Annotated in this window: 25 protein-coding genes and 1 tRNA gene; 9 read left to right on the top strand and 17 right to left on the bottom strand. The window is 68.5% G+C overall.

What is annotated here, in order from left to right; all coding sequences use genetic code 11:
* Genes meaB through BS74_RS03370 form a run of 4 tightly spaced genes read right to left on the bottom strand, consistent with a single transcriptional unit; the run spans position 1 to position 3,388 of the window.
* A complete protein-coding gene (gene meaB / locus BS74_RS03355; RefSeq protein WP_038056061.1) occupies positions 1-945 on the bottom strand; it encodes a methylmalonyl Co-A mutase-associated GTPase MeaB in 945 nt (314 codons plus the stop codon).
* A gap of 32 nt (positions 946-977) precedes the next feature.
* Complete coding sequence (locus tag BS74_RS03360; protein WP_038056062.1) at positions 978-1,352, bottom strand: RidA family protein; 375 nt, start codon at positions 1,350-1,352, stop codon at positions 978-980.
* Between the two features lie 4 nt (positions 1,353-1,356).
* Positions 1,357-3,174, bottom strand: a complete 1,818-nt coding sequence (locus BS74_RS03365) for a protein kinase domain-containing protein (RefSeq protein WP_038056064.1) — start codon at positions 3,172-3,174, stop codon at positions 1,357-1,359.
* A gap of 1 nt (position 3,175) precedes the next feature.
* Positions 3,176-3,388: a hypothetical protein gene (locus tag BS74_RS03370; RefSeq protein WP_038056065.1), complete on the bottom strand. Its 213-nt coding sequence runs from the start codon at positions 3,386-3,388 to the stop codon at positions 3,176-3,178.
* An 86-nt stretch (positions 3,389-3,474) separates the two neighbouring features.
* Between BS74_RS03370 and murA the strand changes: the two genes are divergently transcribed.
* Together murA and prfB are read left to right on the top strand one after the other, a co-directional pair.
* Entirely contained in the window at positions 3,475-4,770 is a 1,296-nt protein-coding gene (gene murA, locus BS74_RS03375) for a UDP-N-acetylglucosamine 1-carboxyvinyltransferase (RefSeq protein ID WP_038058806.1), read from the top strand.
* Between the two features lie 138 nt (positions 4,771-4,908).
* A protein-coding gene (prfB, locus tag BS74_RS03380; protein ID WP_185747681.1) for a peptide chain release factor 2 occupies positions 4,909-6,007 on the top strand; the annotation gives its coding sequence in 2 pieces (ribosomal slippage) (positions 4,909-4,959 and positions 4,961-6,007; 1,098 coding nt in all).
* 243 nt (positions 6,008-6,250) lie between these two features.
* Here the strand turns inward: prfB and phoU are convergent.
* The 3 genes from phoU to BS74_RS03395 are packed head-to-tail and all read right to left on the bottom strand — an operon-like array spanning position 6,251 to position 8,537.
* On the bottom strand, positions 6,251-6,913 hold the full coding sequence (gene phoU, locus BS74_RS03385; RefSeq protein WP_038056067.1) for a phosphate signaling complex protein PhoU: 663 nt from the start codon (positions 6,911-6,913) through the stop codon (positions 6,251-6,253).
* 14 nt (positions 6,914-6,927) lie between these two features.
* Positions 6,928-7,821, bottom strand: coding sequence for a sensor histidine kinase (locus BS74_RS03390; RefSeq protein WP_038056068.1), 894 nt, complete (start codon positions 7,819-7,821; stop codon positions 6,928-6,930).
* Complete coding sequence (locus BS74_RS03395; RefSeq protein ID WP_038056069.1) at positions 7,818-8,537, bottom strand: response regulator transcription factor; 720 nt, start codon at positions 8,535-8,537, stop codon at positions 7,818-7,820. Before BS74_RS03395 ends, BS74_RS03390 begins: the two co-directional genes overlap by 4 nt.
* A gap of 91 nt (positions 8,538-8,628) precedes the next feature.
* Here BS74_RS03395 and BS74_RS03400 point away from each other — a divergent pair.
* Positions 8,629-8,703: transfer RNA gene (locus tag BS74_RS03400), tRNA-Val, on the top strand.
* Positions 8,704-8,780: 77 nt separating this feature from the next.
* On the opposite strand, the gene BS74_RS03405 is transcribed toward BS74_RS03400, so the two are convergent.
* From BS74_RS03405 to BS74_RS03440, 9 genes are all read right to left on the bottom strand, one after another.
* Positions 8,781-9,956 carry a site-specific integrase gene (locus BS74_RS03405; RefSeq protein WP_015716573.1) on the bottom strand — a complete coding sequence of 392 codons (1,176 nt, stop codon included), beginning with the start codon at positions 9,954-9,956 and terminating at the stop codon, positions 8,781-8,783.
* Entirely contained in the window at positions 9,956-10,087 is a 132-nt protein-coding gene (locus BS74_RS12935) for a hypothetical protein (RefSeq protein WP_015716574.1), read from the bottom strand. The genes BS74_RS03405 and BS74_RS12935 overlap by 1 nt, the downstream gene beginning before the upstream one ends.
* Positions 10,077-10,256 carry a helix-turn-helix domain-containing protein gene (locus tag BS74_RS03410; RefSeq protein WP_038056070.1) on the bottom strand — a complete coding sequence of 60 codons (180 nt, stop codon included), beginning with the start codon at positions 10,254-10,256 and terminating at the stop codon, positions 10,077-10,079. The genes BS74_RS12935 and BS74_RS03410 overlap by 11 nt, the downstream gene beginning before the upstream one ends.
* Positions 10,257-10,512: 256 nt before the next feature.
* Positions 10,513-10,794: a hypothetical protein gene (locus BS74_RS03415; protein WP_038056072.1), complete on the bottom strand. Its 282-nt coding sequence runs from the start codon at positions 10,792-10,794 to the stop codon at positions 10,513-10,515.
* Positions 10,760-11,326 (bottom strand): hypothetical protein, encoded by a 567-nt coding sequence (locus BS74_RS03420; protein ID WP_038056074.1) that lies wholly within the window; start codon positions 11,324-11,326, stop codon positions 10,760-10,762. Before BS74_RS03420 ends, BS74_RS03415 begins: the two co-directional genes overlap by 35 nt.
* A 308-nt stretch (positions 11,327-11,634) precedes the next feature.
* On the bottom strand, positions 11,635-11,970 hold the full coding sequence (locus BS74_RS03425; protein ID WP_038056076.1) for a hypothetical protein: 336 nt from the start codon (positions 11,968-11,970) through the stop codon (positions 11,635-11,637).
* On the bottom strand, positions 11,967-13,748 hold the full coding sequence (locus BS74_RS03430; protein WP_038056078.1) for a hypothetical protein: 1,782 nt from the start codon (positions 13,746-13,748) through the stop codon (positions 11,967-11,969). Before BS74_RS03430 ends, BS74_RS03425 begins: the two co-directional genes overlap by 4 nt.
* On the bottom strand, positions 13,745-14,653 hold the full coding sequence (locus BS74_RS03435; RefSeq protein WP_038056080.1) for a bifunctional DNA primase/polymerase: 909 nt from the start codon (positions 14,651-14,653) through the stop codon (positions 13,745-13,747). The genes BS74_RS03430 and BS74_RS03435 overlap by 4 nt, the downstream gene beginning before the upstream one ends.
* Before the next feature lie 9 nt (positions 14,654-14,662).
* Positions 14,663-14,872 carry a hypothetical protein gene (locus BS74_RS03440; protein WP_038032614.1) on the bottom strand — a complete coding sequence of 70 codons (210 nt, stop codon included), beginning with the start codon at positions 14,870-14,872 and terminating at the stop codon, positions 14,663-14,665.
* A gap of 145 nt (positions 14,873-15,017) precedes the next feature.
* Between BS74_RS03440 and BS74_RS03445 the strand changes: the two genes are divergently transcribed.
* Positions 15,018-15,863: a hypothetical protein gene (locus tag BS74_RS03445; RefSeq protein ID WP_185747682.1), complete on the top strand. Its 846-nt coding sequence runs from the start codon at positions 15,018-15,020 to the stop codon at positions 15,861-15,863.
* 356 nt (positions 15,864-16,219) lie between these two features.
* Here BS74_RS03445 and BS74_RS03455 read toward each other — a convergent pair whose 3' ends face one another.
* Positions 16,220-18,112 (bottom strand): polyphosphate kinase, encoded by a 1,893-nt coding sequence (locus tag BS74_RS03455; RefSeq protein ID WP_038056084.1) that lies wholly within the window; start codon positions 18,110-18,112, stop codon positions 16,220-16,222.
* Here BS74_RS03455 and BS74_RS03460 point away from each other — a divergent pair, their 5' ends adjacent.
* The 5 genes from BS74_RS03460 to gcvT all read left to right on the top strand — a co-directional run bounded on the left by BS74_RS03460 (position 18,113) and on the right by gcvT (position 25,282).
* On the top strand, positions 18,113-19,642 hold the full coding sequence (locus tag BS74_RS03460) for a Ppx/GppA family phosphatase (RefSeq protein WP_038056087.1): 1,530 nt from the start codon (positions 18,113-18,115) through the stop codon (positions 19,640-19,642). It abuts the gene before it with no gap.
* Positions 19,643-19,831: 189 nt separating this feature from the next.
* A complete protein-coding gene (locus BS74_RS03465; RefSeq protein WP_038056089.1) occupies positions 19,832-21,562 on the top strand; it encodes an NAD-dependent malic enzyme in 1,731 nt (576 codons plus the stop codon).
* Between the two features lie 4 nt (positions 21,563-21,566).
* A complete protein-coding gene (locus BS74_RS03470) occupies positions 21,567-22,484 on the top strand; it encodes a DNA double-strand break repair nuclease NurA (protein WP_038056093.1) in 918 nt (305 codons plus the stop codon).
* A complete protein-coding gene (locus BS74_RS03475; protein ID WP_038056095.1) occupies positions 22,484-24,217 on the top strand; it encodes an ATP-binding protein in 1,734 nt (577 codons plus the stop codon). The genes BS74_RS03470 and BS74_RS03475 overlap by 1 nt, the downstream gene beginning before the upstream one ends.
* A 15-nt stretch (positions 24,218-24,232) precedes the next feature.
* Positions 24,233-25,282 (top strand): glycine cleavage system aminomethyltransferase GcvT, encoded by a 1,050-nt coding sequence (gene gcvT, locus BS74_RS03480; protein ID WP_038056097.1) that lies wholly within the window; start codon positions 24,233-24,235, stop codon positions 25,280-25,282.
* Positions 25,283-25,293: the final 11 nt, after the last annotated feature.

The raw sequence follows: 25,293 nt of genomic DNA on the forward strand, positions 1-25,293 counted from the left end.
TTAGGGAGGGGTTTTGGGGTCCAGGAGGGCCAAGGCGGCCTCCTCTGGGGAAAGCTCCCCCCGGGCCACCCTGGCCACCAACTCGCCTGCGCCTTGGGTTCTTTTCCGCCCCCATTCCTGGATGACGCTTTCCACCTCAAACCGGGCCCGTTCCAGGCGGTGGGCCTCGAGGAGCCCGTGGGCCACAAGGTGCTGGTGGTGGGCCTCCAGGCCCTGGAAAAGCGCCTCCACCCCTTCCCCGGTGGCCGCCACCGTGGGGTAGATGGCCGGACGCCAGCCCCCCGGCCGGGGAGGCGCCAGCTCCAAGGCGCTTTTTAGCTCCTGGATGATCCTTTCCCCACCGGGAAGGTCAAACTTGTTCACGGCGAAGAGGTCGGCGATCTCCATCACCCCGGCCTTAAAGGCCTGCACCGCATCCCCCGCCGCCGGGGTGAGGACGAGCAGGGTGGTGTCCGCCACCCGGGCGATGTCCACCTCGCTCTGGCCCACCCCCACGGTTTCCACAAAGATGCGGTCAAAGCCGAAGGCCTCCAGCAGGGCCAAGGCGGCCACCGTGGCCCCAGCCAGGCCCCCCAGGGCGCCCCTCGAGGCCAGGGAGCGGATGTAGACCCCAGGGTCCTGGTGGTGGCGCATCATGCGGATGCGGTCCCCCAGGATGGCCCCTCCCGTAAAGGGGCTGGAGGGGTCCACGGCCAAGACCCCCACCCGTTCCCCCCGTTTCCTGGCCTCCAGGATCAGGCGGTCCGTGAGGGTGCTCTTGCCGGCCCCCGGGCTTCCCGTGATGCCCACCACCTTGGCCCGGCTCTGCCCCCGCAGGCGCTTGAGGAGCTCCTGCCCCACGGGGTGTCCCGATTCCACCAGGGTGAGGGCCCGGGCCAAGGCCCGCACATCCCCTTGGTGGAAGCGCTGGAGAAGCTCTTCCACGTGGCCTTCCTGGACGGTCATGGGGACATTTTACGCTTTTTTGCCCCCGTGCCTTAATCCGCCAGGGCCACGCAGGCCACCTCCACCCGGACCCCCTTGGGCAGGGCCTTCACCGCCACCGTGGCCCGGGCGGGATAGGGGGGCGAGAAATAGCCCGCGTAGACCTCGTTGAAGAGGGGGAAGTCCTCCAGGTCGGCCAGGAAGCAGGTGGTCTGCACCACCCGGGCGAGGGAAGAGCCCGCCGCCTCGAGGATGGCCTTCAGGTTCTCCATCACCTGCTCCGTTTGGGCGCGGATATCCCCTTCCGCCAGGGTGCCGTCGGGCCTTAGGGGGATCTGGCCGGAGACGAAGACCAGGCCACCGGCCCGCACCGCCTGGGAGTAAGGGCCGATGGCCTGGGGAGCTTTGTCGGTGCGGATGGCTTCCATACCCCTATCCTACGCCAAAGCGGAAAAGCTTCCCGGCCAGGTTGGCCACCAGGACCTCCTGGGATAGGGGCAGGGGGGGCACCTGGACCGCCCCCAGGCCCGTGGCCTCAAAGACCACCTGGCCCCTTTGGTCCACGGCCAAGAAGCGCCCCTCCTCCGTGGCCACATAGACGTGCCCGGCGGCATAGGAAAGGCCTGCGGTTACCTTTCCCACCTCGAGGCTCCACACCTCCTCCCCCGTGGCCTGGTCCAGGGCCCTTAGGATCCCGTCCCAGGCGGCCACGTACACCCGTTCCTCGTCCAGGGCCAGCCCACCCCAGATCTCACCCTCCACGGCGGTGTTCCAAAGGGTTTCCCGGCCCAAGGGTTCAAAGGCGTAAACCTCCCCCTCCCAGGTGGGGATGAAGAGCACCCCGCGGTGGGCGGCCACGGGGGCGTGCACGGGTCCGGTCTTCACCTTGTAGCGCAAAGCCCCCGTGTCCGGGTCCAGGGCGTAGAGGAACCCGTCCTCCGAGGCCAAGAAAAGGAGGCCCCGGTGGAAGGTGGGGCTTGCGGAGAGGTGCCCCCCCGCCTGGAAGCGGTAGAGGAGGCGGCCTCGCTCAAAGGCGTAGAGGCTTCCGTCCCGGCTGGCCACAAAGACCCGCTCCCCCAGGACCAGGGGGGCGGCGGTGATCTCCGCCCCCGTATCCGCGCTCCACTCCAGGGCCTGGGCCCTGAAGCGGCGCACCCGGCCGTCCCAGGCGGCCACGTACACCCCACCCCGGACCACGGGGGGGGCAGTGACCTCCTCGGGAAGGGGTTCCCGGCGCACGGTTCCCGAAAGGAGGTCCACCTCCGCCAGGCCCCGCCCCGCTCCCAGGTAGACCCGGCCGTGGGCGTAGACCATCTCCCCGGGCCAGGCGGCTTCCCCTCCCAGGTCCAGCTTGCCTTTGAGGGAGAGCCTGCGGGGGTCGGGGGCCAGGGGGTAGTGGCCCGAGCGGCTGGACCCAGCCCGGGGCGTGGCAAGGCGGAGGGCCTGGAGCTCCTGCAAGGGGCTTTGGAAGAGGCGCGGATGGGAGGGCCTTTCCTCCGGGTGCTTGGCCAAAAGGGAAAGCACCGCCTCCGCTACCCCCTTGGGGATGGCGGGGTTCAGGGCCTGGGGGGGTTTGGGGGCCTCGTAGACGTGCTGGAAGAGGACGGCCTGGTCGTTTTCCCCTTCAAAGGGAGGCCGGCCGGTGAGGGTGCGGTAGAGGACCGCCCCCAGGCTGTAGAGGTCCGCCTTGGGGGTAAGGGGCAGGCCCTTGGCCTGCTCGGGGGCCATGTAGGTGGGGGTGCCCAGGGTGTAGCCGGTGCGGGTGAGGTGGCGGCTTTCCTGCAGGAGGTAGGCCAGGCCGAAGTCCATCACCTTGGGGTAGCCCTCCTTGGTGAGGAGGATGTTTTTGGGGGTGAGGTCCCGGTGGAGGATGCCCTGGGCGTGGAGGTGGGCCAGGGCCTCCATCACCCGGATGGCCGCCTCCAGGATGCGCTCCCCCTCCGGGCCCTCCTCAAAGGGCCCCAGGCGGTCAAAGGTGCCCCCCTCCACCAGCTCCATGACGAAGTAGGGCCTCCCCTCCTCCTCCCCCAGGTCCAGCACCTGGACGATCCCGGGGTGGAAGAGGCGGGAAAGGGCCCGCACCTCCAGGAGAAACCGCTCCCTCTCGGGGGGCAGGGCCCGGGGGTGGAGGAGCTTCACCGCCACCTTGCGCCCCAGGCGCTCGTCCACCGCCCGCCACACCTCCGCCATCCCCCCGGAACCTAAGGAGGCCTCGAGGCGGTACCGCCCGCCCAGGACCATGCCCGTCATTCTATTCCTCGGGTTCCAGCTGCTTTAAGAGTTCGGCCAGCCCTTCCTTGTTGCCCTCCAGCTCCTGCACGATCTTGGCGATGGCCAGGCGCACCACCTCCGACTTGGAAACCAGCCTCTCCGGGCTGGAGAGGGCGTAGGCGGCCCGGGTGAGGAGGGCGTCTTGCTCCTCGGAGATGACCACCTGCAGCCGCTTCTTTTCCTTCTTGGGCATACCTTCCCTTGCAAGAGTGTAGCAAAGGGTGCATGCCCTTGACAATGTGGATCAGCCCTTTTATCCTCACCTTGAGTAAGGTGAGTATGATGCTCAAGGACTCGCGGCGGGGCAGCAGGATCTTGCGGATCGAGGGAGGCCAGCCCCTTTCCGGCGAGTTGCGCGTTTATCCGGCCAAGAACGCCGCTTTGCCCATCCTGGCAGCCAGCCTTCTCACCCCCGAGCCCATCACCCTCTTGGAGGTGCCCAGGCTCAGGGACGTGGAGGTGATGCTGGAGCTTTTGGCCCACCTGGGCACCCGTTACCAGTGGGAGGGGCGCACCCTGCACCTGCACACCCCCGAGATCCAAAACACCCATGCCCCCTATGAGCTGGTGGGGCAGATGCGGGCCAGCTTCATCGTCTGGGGGGCCCTTCTCGCCCGGGTGGGCGAGGGGCGGATCTCCCTGCCGGGAGGGTGTGCCTTTGGGGCCAGGCCCGTGGACCAGCACGTGAAGGCCTTGCGGGCCTTAGGGGCCGAGGTGGTGGAGGAGGAGAACACCTTCTACGCCCGGCGGTCCCGCCCCCTTTCGGGGCGGGTGGTCTTTGACCTGCCCACGGTGGGGGGGACGGAGCAGGCCATGCTGGCGGTCGCCCTCGGGGGGGAGGCCACCTTGGTGCAGGCGGCCATGGAGCCCGAGGTGGAGGACCTGGGCCATTTCCTGCGGATGCTGGGGGTAGAGGTCCAGGGCCTGGGTAGCCCCATCCTGCGCATCCGGGGGGCCAAGCGGCTGGGCGGGGGAACCTACCGCATCATCCCCGACCGCATCGAGGCCGGCACCTACCTCCTGGCGGCGGCGGCCACCCGGGGGTCCATCACCCTGACGGAGGTGCGCCCCGACCATCTGGATGCCCTTTTGGATAGGCTTCAACAATCCGGCCACCGGCTGGAGGTGGGGAAGGACTGGGTGCGGCTTCGGGCCGTACCCGATCCCCAGCCCTTTTTTGTGGAGGCCCGGGAATACCCCGGCTTCCCCACGGATCTCCAGCCCATCGTCACCGCCTACCTGGCCACGGTTCCCGGGCAGAGCGCCGTCACCGACCGGGTCTACCCCGACCGCTTCACCCACGTGGGGGAGCTGGCCCGGATGGGGGCCGAGCTGTACCTTAGGGACCGCACCCTCTTGGTGAACGGGAAGCGGTTGCATGGGGCCCAGGTGAAGGCCCTGGATATCCGCGCCGGGGGTGGACTGGTGGTGGCCGCCCTGGCGGCGGAAGGGGTTTCCGAGATCGAGGGGGTCTACTTTCTGGAGCGGGGTTACGAGCACCTGGAGGAGCGGCTCCGCGCCCTGGGGGCCAGGGTGAATCTGGCGGAGGTGCCCTTGGCCCTGGCGGCGGACTAAGGGCCCCTGCGGGGATCCTGCGCCTGCCGTTGCCGATCCATAAGCCCGCTATTTAGCTGCGCCAGTCATCAAAGGTGCGCGCGGTAATGTAAAGGGCCCTTGTCCTTACCCATGGCATCCCTTACACTGGGAAACGGTATGGACCTGGATCTTCTCGCCACCCGTCTGGAAAACCTCCGGGGGTATCTTTGACATCCCCGGTAAAGAAGCCCGTCTAAAGGAGTTAGAAAAGCGCCTGGAGGACCCGGCCCTTTGGCAGAATCCCGAGGAGGCCAAGGGGGTGAGCCGGGAGGCCAGCCGCCTACGGCGCACGGTGGACGCTTTCCGTTCCCTGGAAAGCGATCTCCAGGGCCTTCTGGAGCTCTGGCAGGAGTTTCCCGCGGAGGAGCGGGAGGCCCTCCGCCCCGAGCTGGAGGAGGCCGCCAAGAAGCTGGAGGACCTTTACCACGAAACCCTCCTCTCCTTCCCCCATGCGGAGAAGAACGCCATCCTCACCATCCAGCCCGGGGCTGGGGGCACGGAGGCCTGCGACTGGGCGGCGATGCTCCTCCGGATGTACACCCGCTTCGCCGAGCGCCAGGGCTTTGCGGTGGAGGTGGTGGACCTCGTCCCGGGGCCTGAGGCGGGGATTGACTACGCCCAGATCCTCGTCCGGGGGGAGAACGCCTACGGCCTCCTCTCCGCCGAGGCTGGGGTCCACCGCCTGGTGCGCCCCTCCCCCTTTGACGCCTCCGGGCGCCGCCACACCTCCTTCGCTGGGGTGGAGGTGATGCCCGAGGTGGACGATTCGGTGGAGGTGGTCATCCGGCCCGAGGACCTGCGCATTGACGTCTTCCGCTCCCAGGGGCATGGGGGGCAGGGGGTGAACACCACGGACAGCGCCGTGCGCATCGTCCACCTGCCCACGGGGATCACCGTGACCTGCCAGACCACCCGCAGCCAGATCAAGAACAAGGAGCTGGCCATGAAGGTCCTCCGCTCCCGGCTTTTCGAGCTGGAGTGGAGGAAGAAGCAGGAGGAGCTTAGGAAACTCCGGGGCGAGGTGCGGCCCATAGAGTGGGGGAGCCAGATCCGGAGCTACGTCCTGGACAAGCAGTACGTGAAGGACCACCGCACGGGCCTCATGCGCTTTGACCCCCAGAACGTCCTGGACGGGGACCTGCTGGATTTCATCTGGGCGGGGTTGGAGTGGAAGGCGGGCCGTCGCCAGGCGGTGGAGGAGGTGGAAGCCGACTAGGGCCTCCCCTGGCCAGGGGTCGGGGAGGGCCCTTTTACCTATCCTGGTGCCCGGCTTCGGCGGGGCCCAGGTCCCTTAGGGCAGAGCCCATGGCACCCTGGCCCGGCCAGATCCGTGAAGCCCAAGGTGCGGTGGCGGGCTTGAAGGGGTGGGCGGGAGCGTGTGCGGGCGTGCCGGGGCCTGGGCCCGGATGGGGGCGGGAAGCCGCATTCCCAAGAGCCCCCTCCGGTTCGGGCCTGGCCCTCAGTAGACGTCCTCTGGAGACTTGTACACCTCCCCGGTGAGCCAGTAGATGACCCTTTCCGCCACGTTTTCCAGGTGGTCCCCCAGGCGCTCGTAGCTGCGGGCCACCCGCATGAGGGTCAGGGCCTTGGTGAGGGTGCGGGCGTCCTCCATCATGTAGGTGATGAGCTCCCGGGTGATCTCCTCGTAGAGCCCGTCCACCTGGTCGTCCATCTCCAGGACCTGGCGGGCCAGGGAAGGATCCCTTTCGGCCATCGCCTTGCCCAGGGTATCCATCATCTCCAGGAGCCGCTTGGCCATCTCCTGGAGGATCACGTAGCGCTTCAGGGGGGGTTCCTGGGCCAGCAACAAGGCGTCTTCGGCCACGTGCATGGCGTAGTCCCCAGCCCGCTCCAGATCGGTTAGGGCCTTGATGACCGTGAAGATGAGGCGGAGGTCCGAGGCCACCGGTTGGTGCCGGGCGATGATGGTTATGGCCTGGTTTTCGATCTTCACCTCCAGGGCGTCCACCTCCTGGTCCTTGGCGATGACGCCTTCCGCTTTGGCCTTATTCCCTTCCACCAGGGCCTCGGTGGCCTCCTGGGTCATCTGCCGGACCAAGGAGAGCATCCTTAGGGTTTCCTCCACCAGCTCGTTCAAGGCCTTATCCAGTACCTCGCGCATGCCGCCTCCTTGCCTCAGTTTAGGGGAAAGCTGACGCCGAAAACGTTTTCCGCCCCCTCCCTTTGGGCATAGGCCTCTCCGCCCAGGCCCTGGGCGATGCGGCGCACCAGGTAGAGCCCCAGGCCCTGCCCGGCGCCTCCCTGGAAACCCCGGTGGCGGGGAAGGAAAAGGGCGTGGTAGTCGGGGAGTTCGGGCCCCTGGTCGCGCACCTCCACCCATAGGCGGCCTTCCTCCTCCCGGGAAAGGAGGCGGATGGGGTCACGGCCGTACTTGAGGGCGTTGTCCAGAAGGTTGAGGAGGATCTGGAAGAGGGCCTCGGGGTCGGTGTGGAGGGTGTGGGGGAGCCTTACCTCCACCCGCCGCTCCCTTAGCCGTTCCCCGAGGAGCTTTTCCAGCCGGGGCCAGAGCTCCTCCAGAACAAAGGTTCGCTTGGGGCCGGGCTGGGTGAGGGAGAGATCCCGCACCAGACGGGAAAGCCGGGCGACCTCCGCCTTGAGGAGGTCCAGCACCTCCTTTTCCTGGGGGGTCCTGGGGGTCAGGGCCTCGAGGAGGGGTCCCATCCCCGCCAGGGGGGTGCGGAGCTCGTGGGCCAGGGCCTGGGTGGCCTCCTCCAGGGCCTCCAGGCGCCGCTGGGGCTCCGTTTCGTCCAGGAGGTAGAGCCTGCCGGGAAGGGCCTTGGCCCTTAGGGTGCGGCCCCGCACCTCCAGGGTGCGCTCCCCTCCGTGGAGGGCCAGGGCCTCGAGGCGGTGGTCGCGAAGGGCCAGGAGGAGGGGGCGGCCCACCACCTTTTCCCGGCTCACCTCCAAAAGCATCGCCGCCTTGGGGTTCAGGTAGAGGACCTGCCTATCCTGGTGCAGGACCAGGCCCTCCAAGGCCTCCTCCCAGGCCTCGGCCAGAAGCTCCTTCACCCCTCCCCCTCAAAAGGCCTTGCCCCAGGGGTGGGTTCTTCCCCCTGGGGGACCACCTTGAAGCGGTACCCCATGCCCCGAACGGTTTCCAGAAAGCGCGGGGCCTTGGGGTCCTCCCCCAGCTTTTCCCGGAGCTGGAGCACGTGCTGGTCCACGGTTCTCGGGGTACCCAGGTAGTCCTGGCCCCACACCGCCTCCAGGAGTTCCTCCCGGGAGTAGACCCGGCCCGGGCGCTGGGCCAGGAAGGCCAAGAGCTCAAACTCCCGGCGGGTGAGGGGTAGCGGCCGGCCTTCCAGGCTGGCCTCCTTGCGGTCCAGGTCCAAAAGCAGGGGCCCTCGCCGGAGCACCTGCCGCTTGCCCGAGCGCCTTAAGAGGGCCTCGAGGCGGGCCAAAAGCTCCTCGGTGGCGAAGGGCTTGACCAGGTAGTCGTCGGCCCCTCGGGAAAGCCCCTCCACCCGGTCCCGCACCTCGGCCCGGGCGGTGAGCATGAGGACGGGAAGGTCGGGGTAGGCTCCTTGGCGCATGCGTTCCAGGAGCCGGGTGCCGGGTTCGTCGGGGAGCATCCAGTCCAGGATCACGGCTTCCGCCTCCCGCAACCTTGGCCAGGCTTCCTGGGAGGTGGCGGCTTCCAGCACCCGGTGCCCGGCCCGCTCCAGGGCCAGCCGCACCCCTAGCCGCACCGCCGGCTCGTCCTCCACCACAAGGACCGTGGCCACGCCCTTAGTCTAGCCTGGGCCTTGTCAGAGAAAGGTCAGGGCCTTTGCTTGACAGGCCTCCTTGGCCCGTGCTACCCTGCAAAAGGCTTGGGGGCGGCTAGCTCAGCGGAAGAGCGCTCGCCTCACACGCGAGAGGTCGTAGGTTCAAGTCCTACGCCGCCCACCAGCTCCAGGACGCAAAGCTTCCCCCCACGGTAGCGTGGGGGGAAACCCTTTAGCCGGTTTATCAGCCGGTCTATCCGTTCAGGCTTGGGCGCGGGGGGCGGGGTAGAGAAGTTCTTCCAGGTCCAGCACCCACCCCCGGCGCTCCTCCTCCAGAAGGTGGCGGTACACATTCAGGGTGATGGTGGGGCTGGCGTGGCCCAGCCGCTCACTCACCACCTCCAGGGGCACGCCCCGGGAGAGGGCCAGGGTGGCCCAGGTGTGCCTGAGGTCGTGCACCCTCACCCGGCCCAGGCCCGCCCTTTCCGCCAGGCGGCGCAGGTAGTGGTTGAACGCGTCCGGATCCACGGGCTTTACCCCGCCCACCAGGAAGAGCCCGTCCACCTCCTCCGGGGTGAGCCTCGCCAGAAGCTCCTCCCTCCGGGCCTTCAGGCGAAGGAGGAGGCCACGGGGCAAGGGCACCTTGCGCTTGGCCGTGGGGGTCTTGGGCTCGGAGAAGGCTCCCCTTCCGGCCACCTTTACCCAAGCCCGTCCCACGGTAAGCTCCCCGGCCTCCAGGTCTATGTCCCGCCATTGCAGGGCCAGGGCCTCGCCCCGGCGGAGCCCGGTTTCCAGCATGAGCCGGAGGAGCAGGGCCATGTCCTTGGACCGGGAGGCTTCGGCGGCCTCCAGAAGCCGGGCCACCTCGTGGGGCTCCAGGGCCCTGGCCGCCTTCTCCCCCTTGGGCAGGCGCACCTTCACGGCTTCGGCGGGGTTTCTGGCCACCAGTTCCAGCCGTAGGGCCTCCCGGAAGAGGGCCTTGAGCCGCATGAGCACCCGGCCCACGGTGCGGGGGGCGTAGCCTGCTTCCACCACCCGGTCCACGGCGGCCCGCACATGGACCGGCTTCACCTCCTGGAGCCGCATGCGGCCCAGGGGGTCGTGGGCCTTGGGGTCCTTGAGGGAGGGGAGGGCGTGGGCCAGCTCGTCCAAGGCCAGGCGGATGGAGTTCGGCCTAAGCCCCTCCCGCTCCAGGCGCTTCAGGTACTCCAGGGCGAAGTCCCGCGTGGTGAGCCTGGAAGGGTCGGTGAGGAGCCCCTTGGCCTGGGCGGCCACCATATCCGCCAGGGCCCTTTCGGCCTCCTTGCGGGTTTCGCAATGCTTCTCCCGCTTGACCTTCCGGCCCGTGGCGGGGTCTACCCAGGTGAGCTGGGCCACCCACTTCCCCTTGCCCTCGTGGTAGAAGACGCTTCCGCCCCCTTTGCCGCGCCTTCGCATCACCACCTCCTACGCTTCCTTCCCTTGCGCCAAAGCCACCGGGCCCGGCGTAGGGCCCACCGCTTGCCCACCCGGCCCCGGGCCAGCATCTTGGCGAAGCGAAGCCAGGACCAGAGCTTTCTAAGGTTCACGGTACTCCTTCCCCCCCAAGAACGCCTCCACGGCGGCCCTCGGGATGCGCCAAACCCGGCCCACCTTCACCGCGTGGAGCTTCTTGGCGTAGATGAGCTTTTCCACCGTCTTGCGGCTAACCCGGAGGAGCTTGGCCACCTCCGCCACGGTCAAGACTTCTCCTTGCATGCCCGTAAGATACCACAGAAGCCCGGAGGGGGGTAGAGATGGGTGTTCATTCGCGAAAGCTTGATTTCGCGCATGTGGGGGTGTGGCCCGGGCTTCCCGTCAAGGGTTGACGGCTTGCCGGGGTAGCCTGGGGGTTTGCTCCAGGGCTTTTCCCCAGGCGAAAGTTTGCGCAACTTTCCGGCGGGGGTAAGGTTCTCCTCCCCACGCGTGAGGGGGGTTCTGGGCCTTCCCAGGGCGGGCCGTTTTCCAAAGAGGGCTACCCCTCCTCGTCCAAGGGCCACTCCGCCGCGGTGAAGGAGAGGGGATGGGGCTCCGCCTTCGGCGCGGCGGCCAGGGCCAGCTTGAGGGCCAGGGCGGCCACCCGGGCCTTGTGCTCCGGGTTGAGGCCTTCCGCCTCCTCCAGGGCCTTCTCCAGGACCGCCACGGCCTTGCCCCCAAGCCCGGCCAGGCGCGTGCGCCAGGCCTCGGCCTCTTGCCACCGGGCGCGGGCGGCCTCGTACCGCTCAGTCCACTTCGGCTTCGCCTTCGCCTTCCTCATCTTCCACCTCCTTGAGCTTGAGCCCGGAGAAGAGGGCTTCCAGCGCCTTGCGGAAGTCTTTGCCCAGGTCCTCGGCCAGGGCCTCGGGGAAGGCCCGGAGGGCGTACCTCCCCCACATGGGCAGGCCAAGGTCCAGGGCCCGGTCCTTCCCCCCTCTCCGGGCCTGTGAGAGGTAGCCCAGGTGGGCGCACTTCCTGCAGAGGAGCCCCCGGTGGACCAGGTAGAGCACCCGGCGGTTCCCCCCGCACCCGGGGCAGACGAAGACCCACTCCACCCCGAAGGGGTGCCTCACCCCCTTTAGGCGCACCACTTGCTCCCCGAAGGCCAGGCAAACGGGCGGCCTCTCGGGGAGGGGGCGGCCCGTCTTCATCCGCCACCACTCCGCCAGCCACGCGGCCCAGATTTGGGGGGTTCGTTCGGCAATCCCCTCCCAGGGCCTTCCCGGCCCTCTCCCCAGCCCGGGGAGAGGGCCGCGCCTCCCCGCCCCGAGGGCGGCCCGAAGTGCCAGGTCCAGGTCCTTGATTTGCCCCATCGTCTAACCTCCTTGCCGAAGAGGCTAGAAGAAAAAACCTCTTCGGCCTCGTCAATGGCCCGCATGGGGCACCTCCACCTCTACCCCCAGGCAGGGGGCGCTTTTCGCGTGCGCTATCTCCCCGAAAGCGCGTGCGCGTTCCCCTCCTAACGGGGGGTTTATCGCGTCCTGCACGGGCAAAACCCTCGCGCACGCTATGCGCACGGATGCGCACGCATGGGGGAGAAGCCCCGTCCTGGACGGCACAGGGTGCGTGCGCGTTTTCTTCCTCGTCCAGGACGGCGTTCCCGGGAAAACGCGCACGCGCCTCACGCTCCTACCTCCTCACGCCGCTTCACCCGGGCCCGGGCGATGGGCTCAAGCCGGGGCGGGTTTCCGGCCCAGACCCCCAGAAGCTCCACCTCCTGGGCTCCGGGCCAGGCCTCCTCCAGGAAGGCCAGGCGCTCCACCAGCCAAGCCTCCAAGCTCGGGGCGTTCTGCCCGGGCCAGGCGGCGTGGGCCTCTAGGTCCTCCTCCTCCGGCATGGCCAGAGCCCAGTAGAGCACCCGGCCATCGGCCACCACCCGGAGCTTGGGCGGGCGCATGGCCCGCACCTTGGCCGCGAGGTCCGGGGCCAGGGTGATGAGCTTGCGCCAGGGGCTCACAGCTCCACCTCCACCTCGTCCTCCTCGGGCTGGGGGCGGGGGGCGGTGATGCGAAAGACGCGCCCCCCAAGCCCTTGGGCCACCTCCGCCAGGGCGCGGCGTGCGCGTTCTTCCGGTTCTTGCGATGGGGAAGGCACTTCCGAACGCGCACGGGGGTTTTCCTCTCCTAGACGGCGTTCCTCGGGGGGGCGTGCGCGGTCGTGCGCATGGCGTGCGCGTTGGTTTTCCTCGTCCTGGAGGGCGTTTTCCTCGGTTTTCGGGGAGAACGCGCACGCGGTTTGGGGGAGAGAGAGCACGCACGTTTCCCCGGTGAGGGGGTGCACGTAGCTCCCCCCTTCCCCCAGCTCCCGGGCCAGCCGCTCGGGCTCGGGGAGGAGCCGAAAAGCGGCCTCCTCCAGGGGCGCGCCCTCAACGGGGCGGATGGCCAGGCGGTTCCCGTCCCTCTGCACGTCCACCAGCCCGGCGGCTTCGGCCTGGTCCACCCACTTCTGCACGGTGCGCTTGGCCCACCGCAGGTGCCGGGCCAACTCCTTCACGTAGACGGCCACGGCCCCCTCGGGAACGTTCTTCCCGGCGGCCTCCTCCACCTTGGCCTCGTGCACCTCCCGCACGGCCACGGCCAGGGCCAGGGCCTGCGGGCTCACGGTGTGGACGCTCCGGGCCAGGGGGCGCGCGGCCAGGTGATAGGCCAGGGCGTAGTCCTCCAGGGCGGCCACCAAGCGCCCCTCCCGCGCTTCCCTCCGGGCGTGGTGGAGGAGGGCCACCACCTTGACCAGGGTGAGGAAGCGGCCAAAGTCCCTCCGAAGCCGGGTCAGGTCCTCGGGGAGGTCCTGGGCCTCCAGGAGCCGGGCGATGGCCGGGGCGTAAGGGACCACCACCTCCTTCTGAGGAAGGAGCTCGTAGAGGGCGTGCCAGGGGGTAGGGTCCACCTCGGGAAGGTCCCCTCTGGCCTCCCGTTCCGCCAGGGCCTGGACCACCCGGAGGGTGTGGGCCTTGCTGTCGTCCAAGTAGAGGGAGAAGGTGCGCGTTTCGTTGTCCTCCTTGGTGAGCCCCTTGGTGAGCGTGGTGATGAGCCCGGTGGGGCCGGGGCGGACGATTTCCCGGGCGGCCATGCGCCCCTGGGGGGTCTTCTCCACGGTCAGGTAGCGGATTTGCCCTTCCGAGAGGAGGGTGCGCACCAAGTACAGGACTTCCTCGGAGTTCAGCCCGTCCTCCTCGTAGAGCACCAGGTGGCGGTGCCGGAAGTCCACATCCGCGTACACCAGGGCCTTGGCGCTCATGCTGGAAAGCTCGTAGTAGCCCCGAGGGGGGATGAGGGCCAGGGTCTGCTTCACCAGGAAGGACTTCCCCGAGGAGGAACGCCCCTTGACCAGGACGCTGATGGGGGCTTCCGTCCTGGCGGAAAGGAAGGCCAGGTAGAGAAGCCCCCGGTTCTCCTCCTCCCCCACCACCCCAAGCTCCCCGATGGTGCGGATGGCGCGGTGGAGCAGGGCGGGGTCCTCGGAGAGTTCCCGGGCGGCTTCCCGGGCTTCGGGAGTGATGGGAGGCGCTTCCTCCTCCCGGGCCTGAGCGTCCCGCGTGGCCCGGTAGCGGGCCCAGTCCTTCCGGAGGGCGGCCACGCTCACCCCGGTCTTCTTCTTGAGGGCCAGGAAGAGGGCTTCCACCTCGGCATCCAGGAAGCCCCCCTCGTAGACAGCCTTGAAGAGCTCGGGGAGAAGGGCGGGAAGGGTTTCCGCCTTGGCTTCTCCCACCCGCTTGAGGAGGTCTTGGAAGGTCATGCCCACCTCCTCATCCGGGCGTAGACGCGGGCCCGGTAGGTGCGGGGCCCGGAGGGGGCAAGAGAGGGCTCCAAGGCCAGGGGGCGGGAAGCCCCCACCTCCAGCCCCCACCTCGCGGCGGCCCGGGCTTCGGCCTCGGGGAGTCCGGCGCTCATGGCGGCGGCCACCAGGGCCTCCTCCGCCTCCCGGGGGTCCAGGCCGTGGGGGAGGAGCCCCCCGGCGGCCACGGCGTAGCGGATGAGGGTGTTGTGCCTCTGCCCCTCCGGGGTGCGGGCCACTTGGGCGGCGTAGGCCTGGAGAAGGGCCTGCAGGCGCTTGGGGCTCGTCCCCCCCTCGGGAGTCCACACGCTCCTGGGAGGAGGAGGCGGCGGGGGGAGGAGCCGGGCCAGGAGGGGGGCAGGCACCGGGGGAAGCTCCTCCGGCCTCCTCAAGGGCACCTCCCAGACGTAGGCTCCCGTGGGGAGGGTCGTGGGAGGGGCCACCAGGTAGCTCCTCCCGAGTCCCCGAAGGTCCACCCCGGGGATGGCCCTCACGCTGGCGGAAAGCCGCCCCACCGCCTCCGGGGGAAGGCACAGGTAGACGTGCACCCCCCCGCGTGGGGTCCTGGCCCGGGGGGCCTCCAGGAGGGTGGGGTGCTCCTCCTTCAGGCGCTCCCAGGCCTCGGGGTCGTCAAAGTCCAGCACCAGGACGGGGTCCGGGGCCAGGATGCCCACCCCGCACTTGGGGCAAACCCGCCACCAGGCCTCGAGGGTGGCCGGGTCCCGGGAGGCCTCCTTGAGGCCGCGGGGCACCAGGCCCCCGTGGGGGCGCTTCTCCCCAGGCGCGAGGGGCAAAACCCGATAGCCCATCGCGGCGTAGGCCTGGGCGGCCACCAGGGCGCTAGAATGGGGTTGAGCCGTTCGCACGGTGCCCTCCTACCGCCCCCGGGGCCCCATCCCGGGGGTTTCAAGCTCCTCCAGGCGGCCTTCCGCCAGAGCCTCGGCCACGCGAAGCGGCACCAGCCAGCGCCGTCCCAAGCGCACCCCGTAGCGCCGGGCAAGTTCGTAGCTTAGGTCCCTCCCAACTTTGTCCCGTCCCAGGTAATCTCGCAGTTCTTCCGGCGTGAGCAACCTCTTCTCGTGCATGGCCCCATGTTTTCGTGGTAAAACGGGAATAGCAATGGCTGTATCCGTAACGGTAGCCGTAACGCTAACCGCCCACCCGGTTAGGGTGCCCGTAGCCTGGGCCGATGGGCCCGAGGAGCTTCCCGAATGGGAGGGGGTTTCCCCCTTGGTCGCTTTTCTCTCAACCGAGAGGGGCACATGGAGGAAACATGTGCTTCAACGGCCAGCCCGAAGCGTCTTCCCCAGGCTCGTGCGCAGGTCCCTCCTGGCTCAGGACTTGCCTCAAGGAAAACCCGTTTCGCCTCTTGAGGCCCTGTCCCGGGTATTCAGGACGGCGTTGAAAGACTCAAACCCCTACGCCAAAGGAAGCCCTACGCGGGAAGCCGTTCTCTGGGCCGCAGAGAACGCGGGCCTTCTCGTCCCCTTCAAGGTGGAAAGGGCCGCATGGCCTCCTCTGGTTTCGGGGGAGGATTTGGTTTCGTGGTTGGCCGCGGCCTACGCCGTAGGGGCTTGGCGCATCGTCCTTCCCCTTCTCAGCGATGGGCACTCGTACAAGGAAATCCGCCGGGAAGTCTTCTCCAGGTTCGGGCTAGAGTTTGCTTCCGGGTCCAATGACCTAGTGAGAAGCCAGTCCGGTAACTCACCTGATATTCCCCTATGGGCCCTGAATGTCCTGGAAGCCCTCTGGCGCAAGAAGCCCAAGACTCAAGTAGTCCGGGCTTGGCTTAGAGAGGCCGCCCTTAGCGGGCTGGTTCTTGACAGCCGGGGTGAGTTCTGGCCCTTCTTCTCTAACCGTCCCGAGGAGCCGGAGCTACCTCTTGCGGCCCCTAAGTGGGTTGCTACGGGCGGGGTTTACCACCTCGCCCTCCTCCAACTGGCTCAGGCGCGAAAGAAAGAGCGTCTATGCGTCTGGTGTGGTGGGGGCATTTTGGGCCGGGGGGACAAGCGCTACTGCTCCAACGCATGCCGTCAGGCGGCCTATAGGGCCAAGAAAAAGGTGGGGACTATCTGAGCTTGCCTGATGAAGGCGCACCTCGAGGCTCCTCGGCCTCCTCAATGTTTCCTAGAACGACTCTACGGCCAGCCGGTTTATCAGCCGGTCTATCACCCCGGAAATGGCCGGCTATCGGAGTAAATTCCAGGAAGTGCTATTGGAGAAAACCGCGTCTGGAAGGGGAAAAACGGAAGATGACGGGGGTTCTGGGCTCGCCTCACACGCGAGAGGTCGTAGGTTCAAGTCCTACGCCGCCCACCACCCAGGACGCGAAACCTCCCCCCTCGGCAACGAGGGGGGAGGTGCTTTTGGGGGCCGGAAGCAGGGGCCTACCCCCCTCCACCGGAAGGGGGGGCCTCTTCCCGGCAAACCCTCTACCCACGATGCGCATCGTGGCGGCCTCCCCAAAGCACCTCCTCGCCCTTTGGGGTGAGGAGGAAGCTGTTGCGGTCGTCCCGGATCTGGCGCTTCAGCACCCGGAGCACCTTCTTTTTGGCCTCCTTGTCCAAGACGGGGAAGAGGAGCTCAAACCGGCTTTGGAAGTTCCGAGGCATGGCGTCGGCGCTGGTGAGGTAGACCTTCCAGGCTCCGCCCCTGCGGAAAGCCGCCACCCGGGCGTGCTCCAAAAACCTCCCCACCAGGCTCTTGGCCCGGAAGCCGGGGTGGAGGAGGGTGAGGGTGCTCCGCACCAAGAGGTCCACCCGGGCCCCCGCCTCGGCGGCCTGGACCAGGGCCTTCAGGACCACGGGGTCCGTGAGGTGGTTGAACTTCAGGATGACCCGCCCCTGGGGGTGGGCCTCCTGGGCGATCTCCTCCACCAGGAGGTGGCGGATGGCCTCCCCGGTGCGGAGAAGGGAAAGGGCGGGGGAAGGCTCGAGGAGGGGCGTTGGCAGGCTTGGGGCCTGGGTGGCTTCCCCGCTCAGAAAACCCCCCTGGGTGAGGCTGGCCCGCATGGCCTGGAAGAAGGCGTGCACCTCCCGCACCACCTCCGGGCGCCCCGTGAAGAGGGAGAAGTCGGTGTAAAGGCGCCCGTTGGTGGGGTTGTAGTTGCCCGTGCCCAGGTGGGCGTACCCCCTTCCCTGGCGGGTGAGGAGCAGGAGGGCCTTGGCGTGCACCTTGCGCTCGGGGAGGGGAAGCACCTCCACCCCCGCCCGGAGGAAGCGCAGGTACCAGTGGAGGTTCAGAAGCTCGTCAAAGCGGGCCCGCCCCTCGAGGAGCACGTGCACCCGTTTGCCCGCCCGCGCCGCCTGGATGAGGGCCTCGGCCAAGGGGTTTTTCTCCCCGATGCGGTAGAGGGTGGCCCAGACCTCCGTCACCTCGGGGGAGAGGGCCTCCTGGGCAAAGCGCTCCACGGCGGCGTAGTCGGCGAAGGGGTGGTAGAGGAGGAGGTCCCGGTCCTCCAGGTGGGCCAGGGGCTTTTTCAGGAAGCTCCGCGGCCTTTCGGGCTTTAGAGGGGGGAAGAGCCACTCCTTGGGGCCCTCGGCCACCAGCCTTTCCACCAGGGTGAGGTTCAGGGGCGGAGGCAGAAGGAAGACCTCTTCCGGGATGAGCCCCAGGGTTCTCCGGAGTTCCTCCAGCCAGGCTTCGGGGAAGCCCTCCTCCGCCACCAGCAAGGTGGCCACCCCCTCCTGGCGCCCCTCGAGGGACTGGGCCAGCTCATCCCAGTCCGCCCGGGCCCGTTCGCTTTCCAGGAGGCGGAGCACCCTGAACTCGTAGAGGGGGGAGGGCTTCGGCAGAAAGAGGTCGCTTCGGGCCCGCATCAGGGCCCCCAGGCGCACGTAGGCCCCTTCCCGCCCGGGGATGGGCAGGAGGCGGGGAAGGTCCTGGGGCAGGCGCACCAGGTAGTCTTCCGAGGCGAAGTAGAGGGCCCCGTGGGAAAGGTCGGAGGCGGCCTCCCAGGGGATGAGGTCGGTGCGGGGGGCCGCCACCTCCGCCAGGTACACCCGGAAGTAGAGCCAGTCCGCCTCGTCCAGGTCCTGAGGCTCCAGGACCTGAAGGCGGGGACGGGCCTCCCTAAGCAGGGCCTGGTAGCGCTGGTAGGCCAGCCTGGTCTGGGCGTGGGCCTCCTCCAGCAGGGCCCGGTGGCCCTGGCTTCCCCGCTTTTCCCAGAAAGGCTTGGCGATGCGGGCGGCGAAGAACTCGTCCAGGTTGCGGTTCCAGATGGCAAGAAACCGCATCCGTTCCAGAAGGGGGAAATCGGGCCGCTCCGTTTGCAGCAGGACCCGGCGGTTAAACTGTAGCCAGCTGGCCTCGGGTAGGAGGTGCATTTGTTCAAGATTACGCCTGAAGAAGATCAGAAGGCGGTCAAGCCCCGCTCCCTGGCCGTTATGGACCTGGGCTCGGGCACCTTCCGCTTGGTGGTGTACGAGTACGAGCCCGGCCTTTCCTTTCACCTGGCGGACGAGTTGAGGGAGCCCGTGGCCCTGGGGGAGGGGCTTGCCCGGGGGCGGATCCACCCCCAGGCCCTGGAGCGGGGCAAGAAGGCCCTGAGGGCCTTTGCCGATTTCCTTCGTGCGGTGGCCCCGGACCAGGTGCGCATCCTGGCCACCAGCGCCATCCGGGATAGCGAAAACGGCCGGGAGATCCTCGAGGAGGCCCTGGCCCTGGGGCTTTCCCCCCAGCTCCTCACCGGGGAGGAGGAGGCCCAGCTGGGGGTCTTGGCGGTGGCCAACGCCCTGCCCCTGACAGAGGCCCTGGTGGTGGACCAGGGTGGGGGTAGCGCCCAGGTTTCCCGGATGGAGGGGCGCCGCTTCCTTTGGGGCAGGGCCCTTCCCCTGGGGGCCTTGCGCCTCACGGAGGCCTTTTTCCGCTCCGATCCCCCCGCCAAGGCGGAGGTGAAGGCCCTGGAGCGGGCGGTGGCCGCCCACCTCGAGGCCCTCCCCCTGGAGCCCGGCCTGCCCCTGGTGGGCCTGGGGGGGAATGTCCGGGCGGTCGCCCGGTGGCACCAGAAAAGGCGGGGGTATCCCCTGGATTTCGTGCACGGCTACCACCTCCCCCGGGAGGGGGTGGAGGAGCTTTACGAGGACGTGCTGAGCCTCAACTTGAAGGCCCGTTCGGAGCTTCCCGGCCTCCAGCCGGACCGGGCCAAGACCCTCCCCGCCACCCTGGTCTTCCTTCGCACCCTCCTGCGCCACACCCGGGCCCCGGGCCTCTGGCTGAGCGGGATGGGGATCCGGGAAGGCGCCCTTTTCCAGCACCTCTGGCCCCCGCCCCACCTCCTCCCCGATCCCCGGGCCTTTGCCGTGGAGAACCTCTTCCGCCGCTACCCTTTTCGGGCGGACCACCGGGACCGGGTAAAGGCCTTGGCCCTGGCCCTGTACCGGGGGCTTGCGCCCCTGCACGGCTATGCCCAGGAGGAGGAGCGGCTTCTCCTGGAAGCCGCCCACCTGCACGACATCGGCATGCACCTGGGTTACCACGAGCACCACAAGCACGGGGCCTACCTGGTCCTTTCCGAGCCCCTCTTGGGCACGTCCCACCGGGAGCAGGTTCTTCTGGCCCTCCTGGTGCGCTACCACCGGCGGGGGAAGCCCTCCCTTGGGGGCTACCGGGGCCTTTTGGCCCGGGGGGACGGCAAAAGGCTTTTGCGCCTGGCGAGCCTCCTGAGGCTGGCGGAGATGCTGGAGCGCACCCGTTCGGGCCGGGTGAAGGGGGTGGGGGTGGAGCTGGGGGAGAGGGTGCGCTTAACCCTGGAGGCGGAGGAGGATCCCTGGGTGGAGCGCCTGGAGGCGGAGAAGCAAGGGGGGCTTTTCCAGGAGGCCTTTGGCCTTCCCCTGGAGGTGAGGTGGGGGGGATGATGGCCCAAGGGGGTTTGGGCCGGGCCTGGCCCGCACCGGCCCCAAGGGGCGGGCCATGGAGGCCAATGGGCCGGGCTCCTGCCGGTTGGGGTGCCCCGGGGCCCTCTTGGAGGGCGAACCCCTCCGTGCGTTCCCCTAAGGGACGTTTCCACCCTAGCCCTGCCGCCTTGGCGGTGGAAGAATAGGGCTATGCCGGTTAGCCGCTATTACGACGTCAAGCGGGACGAACGGGGCGAGCGGTACCTGGAGCCCTATGTTTCCGGTTTCCTTCTCCTTAGGCTTCCCCTCCTCAACAAGGGCACGGCCTTCACCGAGGAGGAGCGGAGAGCCTTGGGCCTCGAGGGCCTCCTCCCCCCTCACGTGAACACCCTGGAGGAGCAGAAGGAAAGGGTCTACCGCCGCTACCGCCTGATCCAGAGCCCTTTGGAAAAGCACATCTACCTGCGCCACCTCCAGGACCGCAACGAGGTGCTCTTCTACGCCCTGGTGGTGGACCACCTGGAGGAGATGCTCCCCATCCTCTACACCCCCACGGTGGGGGAGGCGGTGCGGGAGTTTTCCCACATCTACCGCTACCCCCGGGGCTTCACCGCCAGCACCCGCAACATTGACCGCGTGGAGGAGGCCCTGGCCAACGTCCCCCTGGAGGAGGTGCGCCTCATCGTGGCCACGGACTCCTCCGCCATCCTGGGGATCGGGGACCAGGGGTATGGGGGCATGGCCATCGCCATCGGGAAGCTCACCCTGTACACCGCCGCGGGGGGGGTGGGTCCGGACAAGACCCTGCCCGTGGAGCTGGACGTGGGCACGGACCGGGAGGACCTCCTCAAGGATCCCCTTTACCTGGGGGTGCGGCACCGGCGCCTCCGGGGGGAGGCGTACTACCGCTTCCTGGACCGCTTCGTGGAGGCGGTGCGCAGGCGCTACCCCAAGGCCCTCATCCAGTGGGAGGACTTCGCCAAGGAGACGGCCTTTACCGTTTTGGAGCGGTACCGCAAGGTGGTCCCCTCCTTCAACGACGACATCCAGGGCACGGGGGCGGTGGCGTTGGCGGGGGTGCTCTCCGCCTGCCGCCTGAAGGGGGAGAGGCTTTCGGAGCAGACCATCGTCATCTATGGGGCTGGGGCGGGGGGCATTGGCGTGGCCTGGGCCCTAAGGGAGGGCATGAAGCGGGAGGGCCTTTCCGAGGAGGAGGCCCGGGCCCGGGTTCTGGTGCTGGATTCCAAGGGCCTCCTGGTGGAGGGCCGGAGCATGGAGGCCTACAAGGAACCCTATGCGCAACGGCGGGAACGCATCGCGGGGTGGACGTTCTCGGGGGCTTACCCCAACCTCTTGGAGACCATCCGCAACGCCCGGGCCACCGTCCTCCTGGGCCTTTCCGGCCAGGGGGGAAGCTTCACCGAGCCCGTGGTCCGGGCCATGATGGAAAACACCCCGCGGCCCGTGATCTTTCCCCTCTCCAACCCCACCTCCGCCTCCGAGGCCCTTCCCGATGACCTCATCTACTGGACGGAGGGGAAGGCCTTGGTGGCCGCCGGAAGCCCCTTCCCCCCGGTGGGCTACATGGGGCGCACCATCCCCGTGGGCCAGGGAAACAACGCCTTCATCTTCCCGGGCCTCGGCTTGGGGGCGGTTTTGGCCCGGGCCCGGGAGGTGACGGACGGGATGGTGCTGGAGGCGGCCTATGCCCTTTACGACTACACGCAAAGCCATTTCCCCGAGCTCCTTTACCCTCCCGTCTCCCGGCTAAGGGAGGTTTCCCCTTACGTGGCGGCCCGGGTGATGCAAAGGGCCCTCGAGGAGGGGGTGGCGGAGGAGGAGCGGGTTTTGGGCCTCTCCTTCAAGGGGCTCATGGAGTTCGTGCGCTCCCGCTTCTGGGAGCCCAAGTACCTCCCCTACCGCCCGGCCCCGGTAATCTAGGGGCATGGCCTGGCGGCTTTACGCCCTGGAGCTTTCCCGCCTCGAGGGCACGGCAGGGGAGGTCCTTTCCGGCGCGGTTTGGGAGGAGGGCTACCCCGCCCGCTTTGAGCCACTGGAGGCGCCCTGGGAGGCGAGAAGGGCCCCTCCTGTCCCCTGGCCCGAACCCCTCTACTTCGTGGACGGCCGGGAGCGGGCGGAGGCGGTGCTTTCCGACGGGAGGAGGCTCGCCCTTTTGGGGTGCGTGGCCGCGGGGGCCCTGGTCTATCGGCAAGGGAACATGGGCCTTCTGGAAACCCGGGTGCGCAGGGTGGGGGTGGGGTTGGAGGAGGCCTTGCGCCTGGGGGGGCTGGTGTACGAACCCCTGCCCCTCGAGGGGGGTCCGGGCCCGGGGGACCCCCTTCCGGCCCTTCAGGAGGGGTTGCGGAAGGCCCGGGCCCTCCTGGAGGAGGAGGTGGCCGGGGGCCTGACGGGGGGCCTCCTCATCGTGGATGGCCCCGTGCGCCTAAGGCGCCGGGACCCGGTTTTGGGCTACATCAAGACCCACTGGGCCCGCTACCTTCCCGAGGGTAAGGAGGCCCTCCTCTTCGCCCTGAAGCCCGGGGAGCGCACCCCCATGTTCCGGGTGCACCGGGGAGGGCAGGCGCTGGCCAGCTGGTACCTGCGCCTGCCCCTACCCCCGGAGGGGGTGCGCCCGCCCGAAAGCGGGCTTTTACGGGTGGAAACCCCCTTGCAGGAGGGCGCGAGCGCCCTGGCGGACCTCTCCTTAAGCCTCTTTCCCGCCTTGGCCTCCCACCCCGTGAAGGACCCCAGGGCCCCGCAGAACCTCCTGCCCGTGGGGGGGCTTGAGCGGGAGCTTGCCCGCAGGATGGGTAGCCGGGAGGTGGTGGGACGCCTCCTGGCCCGGCATCTGGGAGGTGGTTGATGGAGCGCGTCGGCGTGGTGTTGGGTAGCCGGGAGGCCACCCCCTTGGAGTTCTTCGTGGGGGTGGAGGGCCAAGGGCTTCTGCGCCTGGACGACCTGGTGGTGGTGGAGGGCTACCACCCCAAGGTGGGCAAGGTGCGCTACTTCGGCATGGTGGACCACGTGGCCAAGGTCCACGAGGGGGAAAGCTTTGACACCGACATCTTCCTGGCGGTGGAGGGGAAGATCCCCGTCTCCCTGGCCTACGTGGCCCACGTGAGCGTGACCCGCATTCTGCCCGAGGAGTTCTTTCCCCCAGATCCGGGTTCGCCCGTCTACCTGGCCCAAGGGGAGGACCTGGAGCTTGCCCTCTACTATGACGCCATGCGCAACCAAAGGGGGAGCACCACCCTCCCCGCAGGTTTCTTGAAGAACGGGGAGGTGGCCTACCTGAACCTGGAGTTCCTGAACGGGGTGAAGGGGGGGCATGTGAACATCTCGGGGATCAGCGGGGTGGCGGCCAAGACCAGCTATGCCACCTTCCTCCTCAAGAGCCTCCTGGAAAGCGGCGTGCTGGAGGACGCCCACCAGGCCAAGGTGCTCCTTTTCAACGTGAAGGGGGAGGACCTCCTCTTCCTGGACAAGCCCAACCTGCGCCTATCCGAGGAGGCGAGAAGGGACTACGAGAGGCTGGGCCTACCCCCCACCCCCTTTGGGAGCGTGGCTTTTCGGGCCCCGCCCAGGAAGGAGGGGGAGGGCATCCTCCCCGATGTGGAAACCCGGCTGGAGGGGGTGAGGGCCTACCACTGGGACCTGGTGCAGTTCGCCCAGAAGGGGCTTCTGCCCTTCCTCTTCACCGACAAGGGGGCCCTCACCAACCTGGGCTTCCTGGTGGCCCACGTGACGGAGAAGCTGAGGCGGCTTGCCGAGGGGCAGAAGGGGCCTCACCTCTTGGTGGCGGACTGGCCCGAGGGGGAGCTGGCCGAGGGGATCACCTTTGACGACCTGGGCAGGGTGCGGTTGAAAAGCTTCTCCGACCTGGTGCGCTACCTGGAGTACAAGCTTTTGGGCCCCGAAACGGGGGAAGGGGAGGGGGACCGGACCTGGGTCGCCCGCCAGGCGCGGGGGACCCTGGAGGCCTTCATCCGGCGCCTAAGGGCCAGCGTGGAGAACGTGGGCCACCTCGTCCGGGGGGACCGGAAGGGCCACCCGCCGGATCCCCTGGAGGGGGGAGAGCAGGTCCATGTGGTGGACCTGGCCAAGCTTTCTCCCCAGGGCCAGATGTTCGTGGTGGGGAGCCTCCTCTCCGACCTCTTCGCCAAGAAGGAGCGGGGCCAGTACCGGGGGCGGGTCTTCGTGGTGCTGGACGAGCTCAACAAGTACGCTCCCCGGGACGAGGAAAGCCCCATCAAGGACGTGCTCCTGGACATCGCCGAGCGGGGCCGCTCCTTGGGGGTGATCCTCATCGGGGCCCAGCAAACCGCCAGCGAGGTGGAAAGGAGGGTGGTGGGGAACGCCGCCATCCGGGTGGTGGGCCGCCTGGATGCCGCCGAGGCCGAGCGGCCCGAGTACCGCCACCTCCCCCCCTCCTTCCGCCAGCGGGCCCTGATCCTGCCCCAAGGGTCGGTGATCCTCTCCCAGCCGGAGATCCCCGTGCCCCTCTTGGTGCGCTTTCCCTTTCCCGCCTGGGCCACCAAGCGGGAGGAGGTCCTGGAGGACAACTCCGCCGAGGCCCTCAGGCGGGAGTTCTTCTAGTAGGATGGGGCTGCCATGAAGGAGACCCCGCTTTATCGGGCCCACCTGCGCCACGGGGGGCGCATGGTGGAGTTTGCGGGCTACGCCCTGCCCCTGCAGTACACCTCCATCCGCGAGGAGCACCTCGCGGTGCGCCGGGGGGCAGGGCTATTTGACGTGAGCCACATGGGGGAGTTCCTCATCCGGGGCCCCGGGGCCCTGGCCTTCCTCCAGTGGGCCACGGCCAACGACGCCTCCAGGCTGAGGGTGGGCCGGGGGCAGTACTCCATGCTGCCCAACGCCCGAGGGGGGGTGGTGGACGACATCTACCTCTACCGGCTGGCGGAGGAGGAGTACCTGATGGTGGTGAACGCCGCCAACATCGCCAAGGACTTTGCCCACCTGAAGGAGCTCTCCCGGGGCTTTGCCGTGGAGCTTACCGACATCTCCGAGGCAACCGCCCTTCTCGCCCTCCAGGGGCCCAAGGCGGCCTCCCTCCTCCAGGGATTGACGGACGCCGACCTTGCCCAACGGAAAAAGAACGACGTGTTCCCCGCCCGGGTGGCGGGCCGGCCCGCCCGGCTGGCCCGGACCGGGTACACGGGGGAGGATGGCTTTGAGCTCTTCCTGGCCCCGGAGGATGCCGAGGCGGTCTTCGAGGCCCTGCGGGAGGCGGGGGCCACCCCTTGTGGCCTCGGGGCCCGGGACACCCTCCGGCTGGAGGCGGGTTTTCCCCTCTACGGGCACGAGCTCACCGAGGACACCAACCCCCTTTGCACCCCTTGGGCCTGGGTGGTGAAGGGGGAAAAGGCCTTTTACGGCAAGGAGGCGATGCTGGCCTCCCCGTGCGCCGATAAGCTCATTGGCCTGGTGTTGGAGGCGGGGATTCCCCGGGAGGGGTACAGGGTATACGCCGGCGACCGGGCGGTGGGCCGGGTGACCAGCGGGGGCTACTCGCCCCTTCTGGAAAAGGGCATCGCCCTGGCCTACGTGGAGAAGGAGGCCATGGAGCCCTTCTTTGTGGAGGTTCGCGGGCGCAAGGCGGCGGCTTCCCTTAGCCCTTTGCCCTTTGTGCCGCTAAAATAGCGGGGGTTAGG

The organism is Thermus amyloliquefaciens, assembly GCF_000744885.1.
GTDB lineage: Bacteria > Deinococcota > Deinococci > Deinococcales > Thermaceae > Thermus > Thermus amyloliquefaciens.

Coding starts and splice junctions, on each gene's coding strand:
- meaB (WP_038056061.1), bottom strand. CDS start 945: ATGACCGTCCAGGAAGGCCACGTGGAAGAGCTTCTCCAGCGCTTCCAC.
- BS74_RS03360 (WP_038056062.1), bottom strand. CDS start 1,352: ATGGAAGCCATCCGCACCGACAAAGCTCCCCAGGCCATCGGCCCTTAC.
- BS74_RS03365 (WP_038056064.1), bottom strand. CDS start 3,174: ATGACGGGCATGGTCCTGGGCGGGCGGTACCGCCTCGAGGCCTCCTTA.
- BS74_RS03370 (WP_038056065.1), bottom strand. CDS start 3,388: ATGCCCAAGAAGGAAAAGAAGCGGCTGCAGGTGGTCATCTCCGAGGAG.
- murA (WP_038058806.1), top strand. CDS start 3,475: ATGATGCTCAAGGACTCGCGGCGGGGCAGCAGGATCTTGCGGATCGAG.
- phoU (WP_038056067.1), bottom strand. CDS start 6,913: ATGCGCGAGGTACTGGATAAGGCCTTGAACGAGCTGGTGGAGGAAACC.
- BS74_RS03405 (WP_015716573.1), bottom strand. CDS start 9,956: ATGCGAAGGCGCGGCAAAGGGGGCGGAAGCGTCTTCTACCACGAGGGC.
- BS74_RS03410 (WP_038056070.1), bottom strand. CDS start 10,256: ATGCAAGGAGAAGTCTTGACCGTGGCGGAGGTGGCCAAGCTCCTCCGG.
- BS74_RS03415 (WP_038056072.1), bottom strand. CDS start 10,794: ATGAGGAAGGCGAAGGCGAAGCCGAAGTGGACTGAGCGGTACGAGGCC.
- BS74_RS03420 (WP_038056074.1), bottom strand. CDS start 11,326: ATGGGGCAAATCAAGGACCTGGACCTGGCACTTCGGGCCGCCCTCGGG.
- BS74_RS03430 (WP_038056078.1), bottom strand. CDS start 13,748: ATGACCTTCCAAGACCTCCTCAAGCGGGTGGGAGAAGCCAAGGCGGAA.
- BS74_RS03440 (WP_038032614.1), bottom strand. CDS start 14,872: ATGCACGAGAAGAGGTTGCTCACGCCGGAAGAACTGCGAGATTACCTG.
- BS74_RS03455 (WP_038056084.1), bottom strand. CDS start 18,112: ATGCACCTCCTACCCGAGGCCAGCTGGCTACAGTTTAACCGCCGGGTC.
- BS74_RS03465 (WP_038056089.1), top strand. CDS start 19,832: ATGCCGGTTAGCCGCTATTACGACGTCAAGCGGGACGAACGGGGCGAG.
- BS74_RS03470 (WP_038056093.1), top strand. CDS start 21,567: ATGGCCTGGCGGCTTTACGCCCTGGAGCTTTCCCGCCTCGAGGGCACG.
- BS74_RS03475 (WP_038056095.1), top strand. CDS start 22,484: ATGGAGCGCGTCGGCGTGGTGTTGGGTAGCCGGGAGGCCACCCCCTTG.
- gcvT (WP_038056097.1), top strand. CDS start 24,233: ATGAAGGAGACCCCGCTTTATCGGGCCCACCTGCGCCACGGGGGGCGC.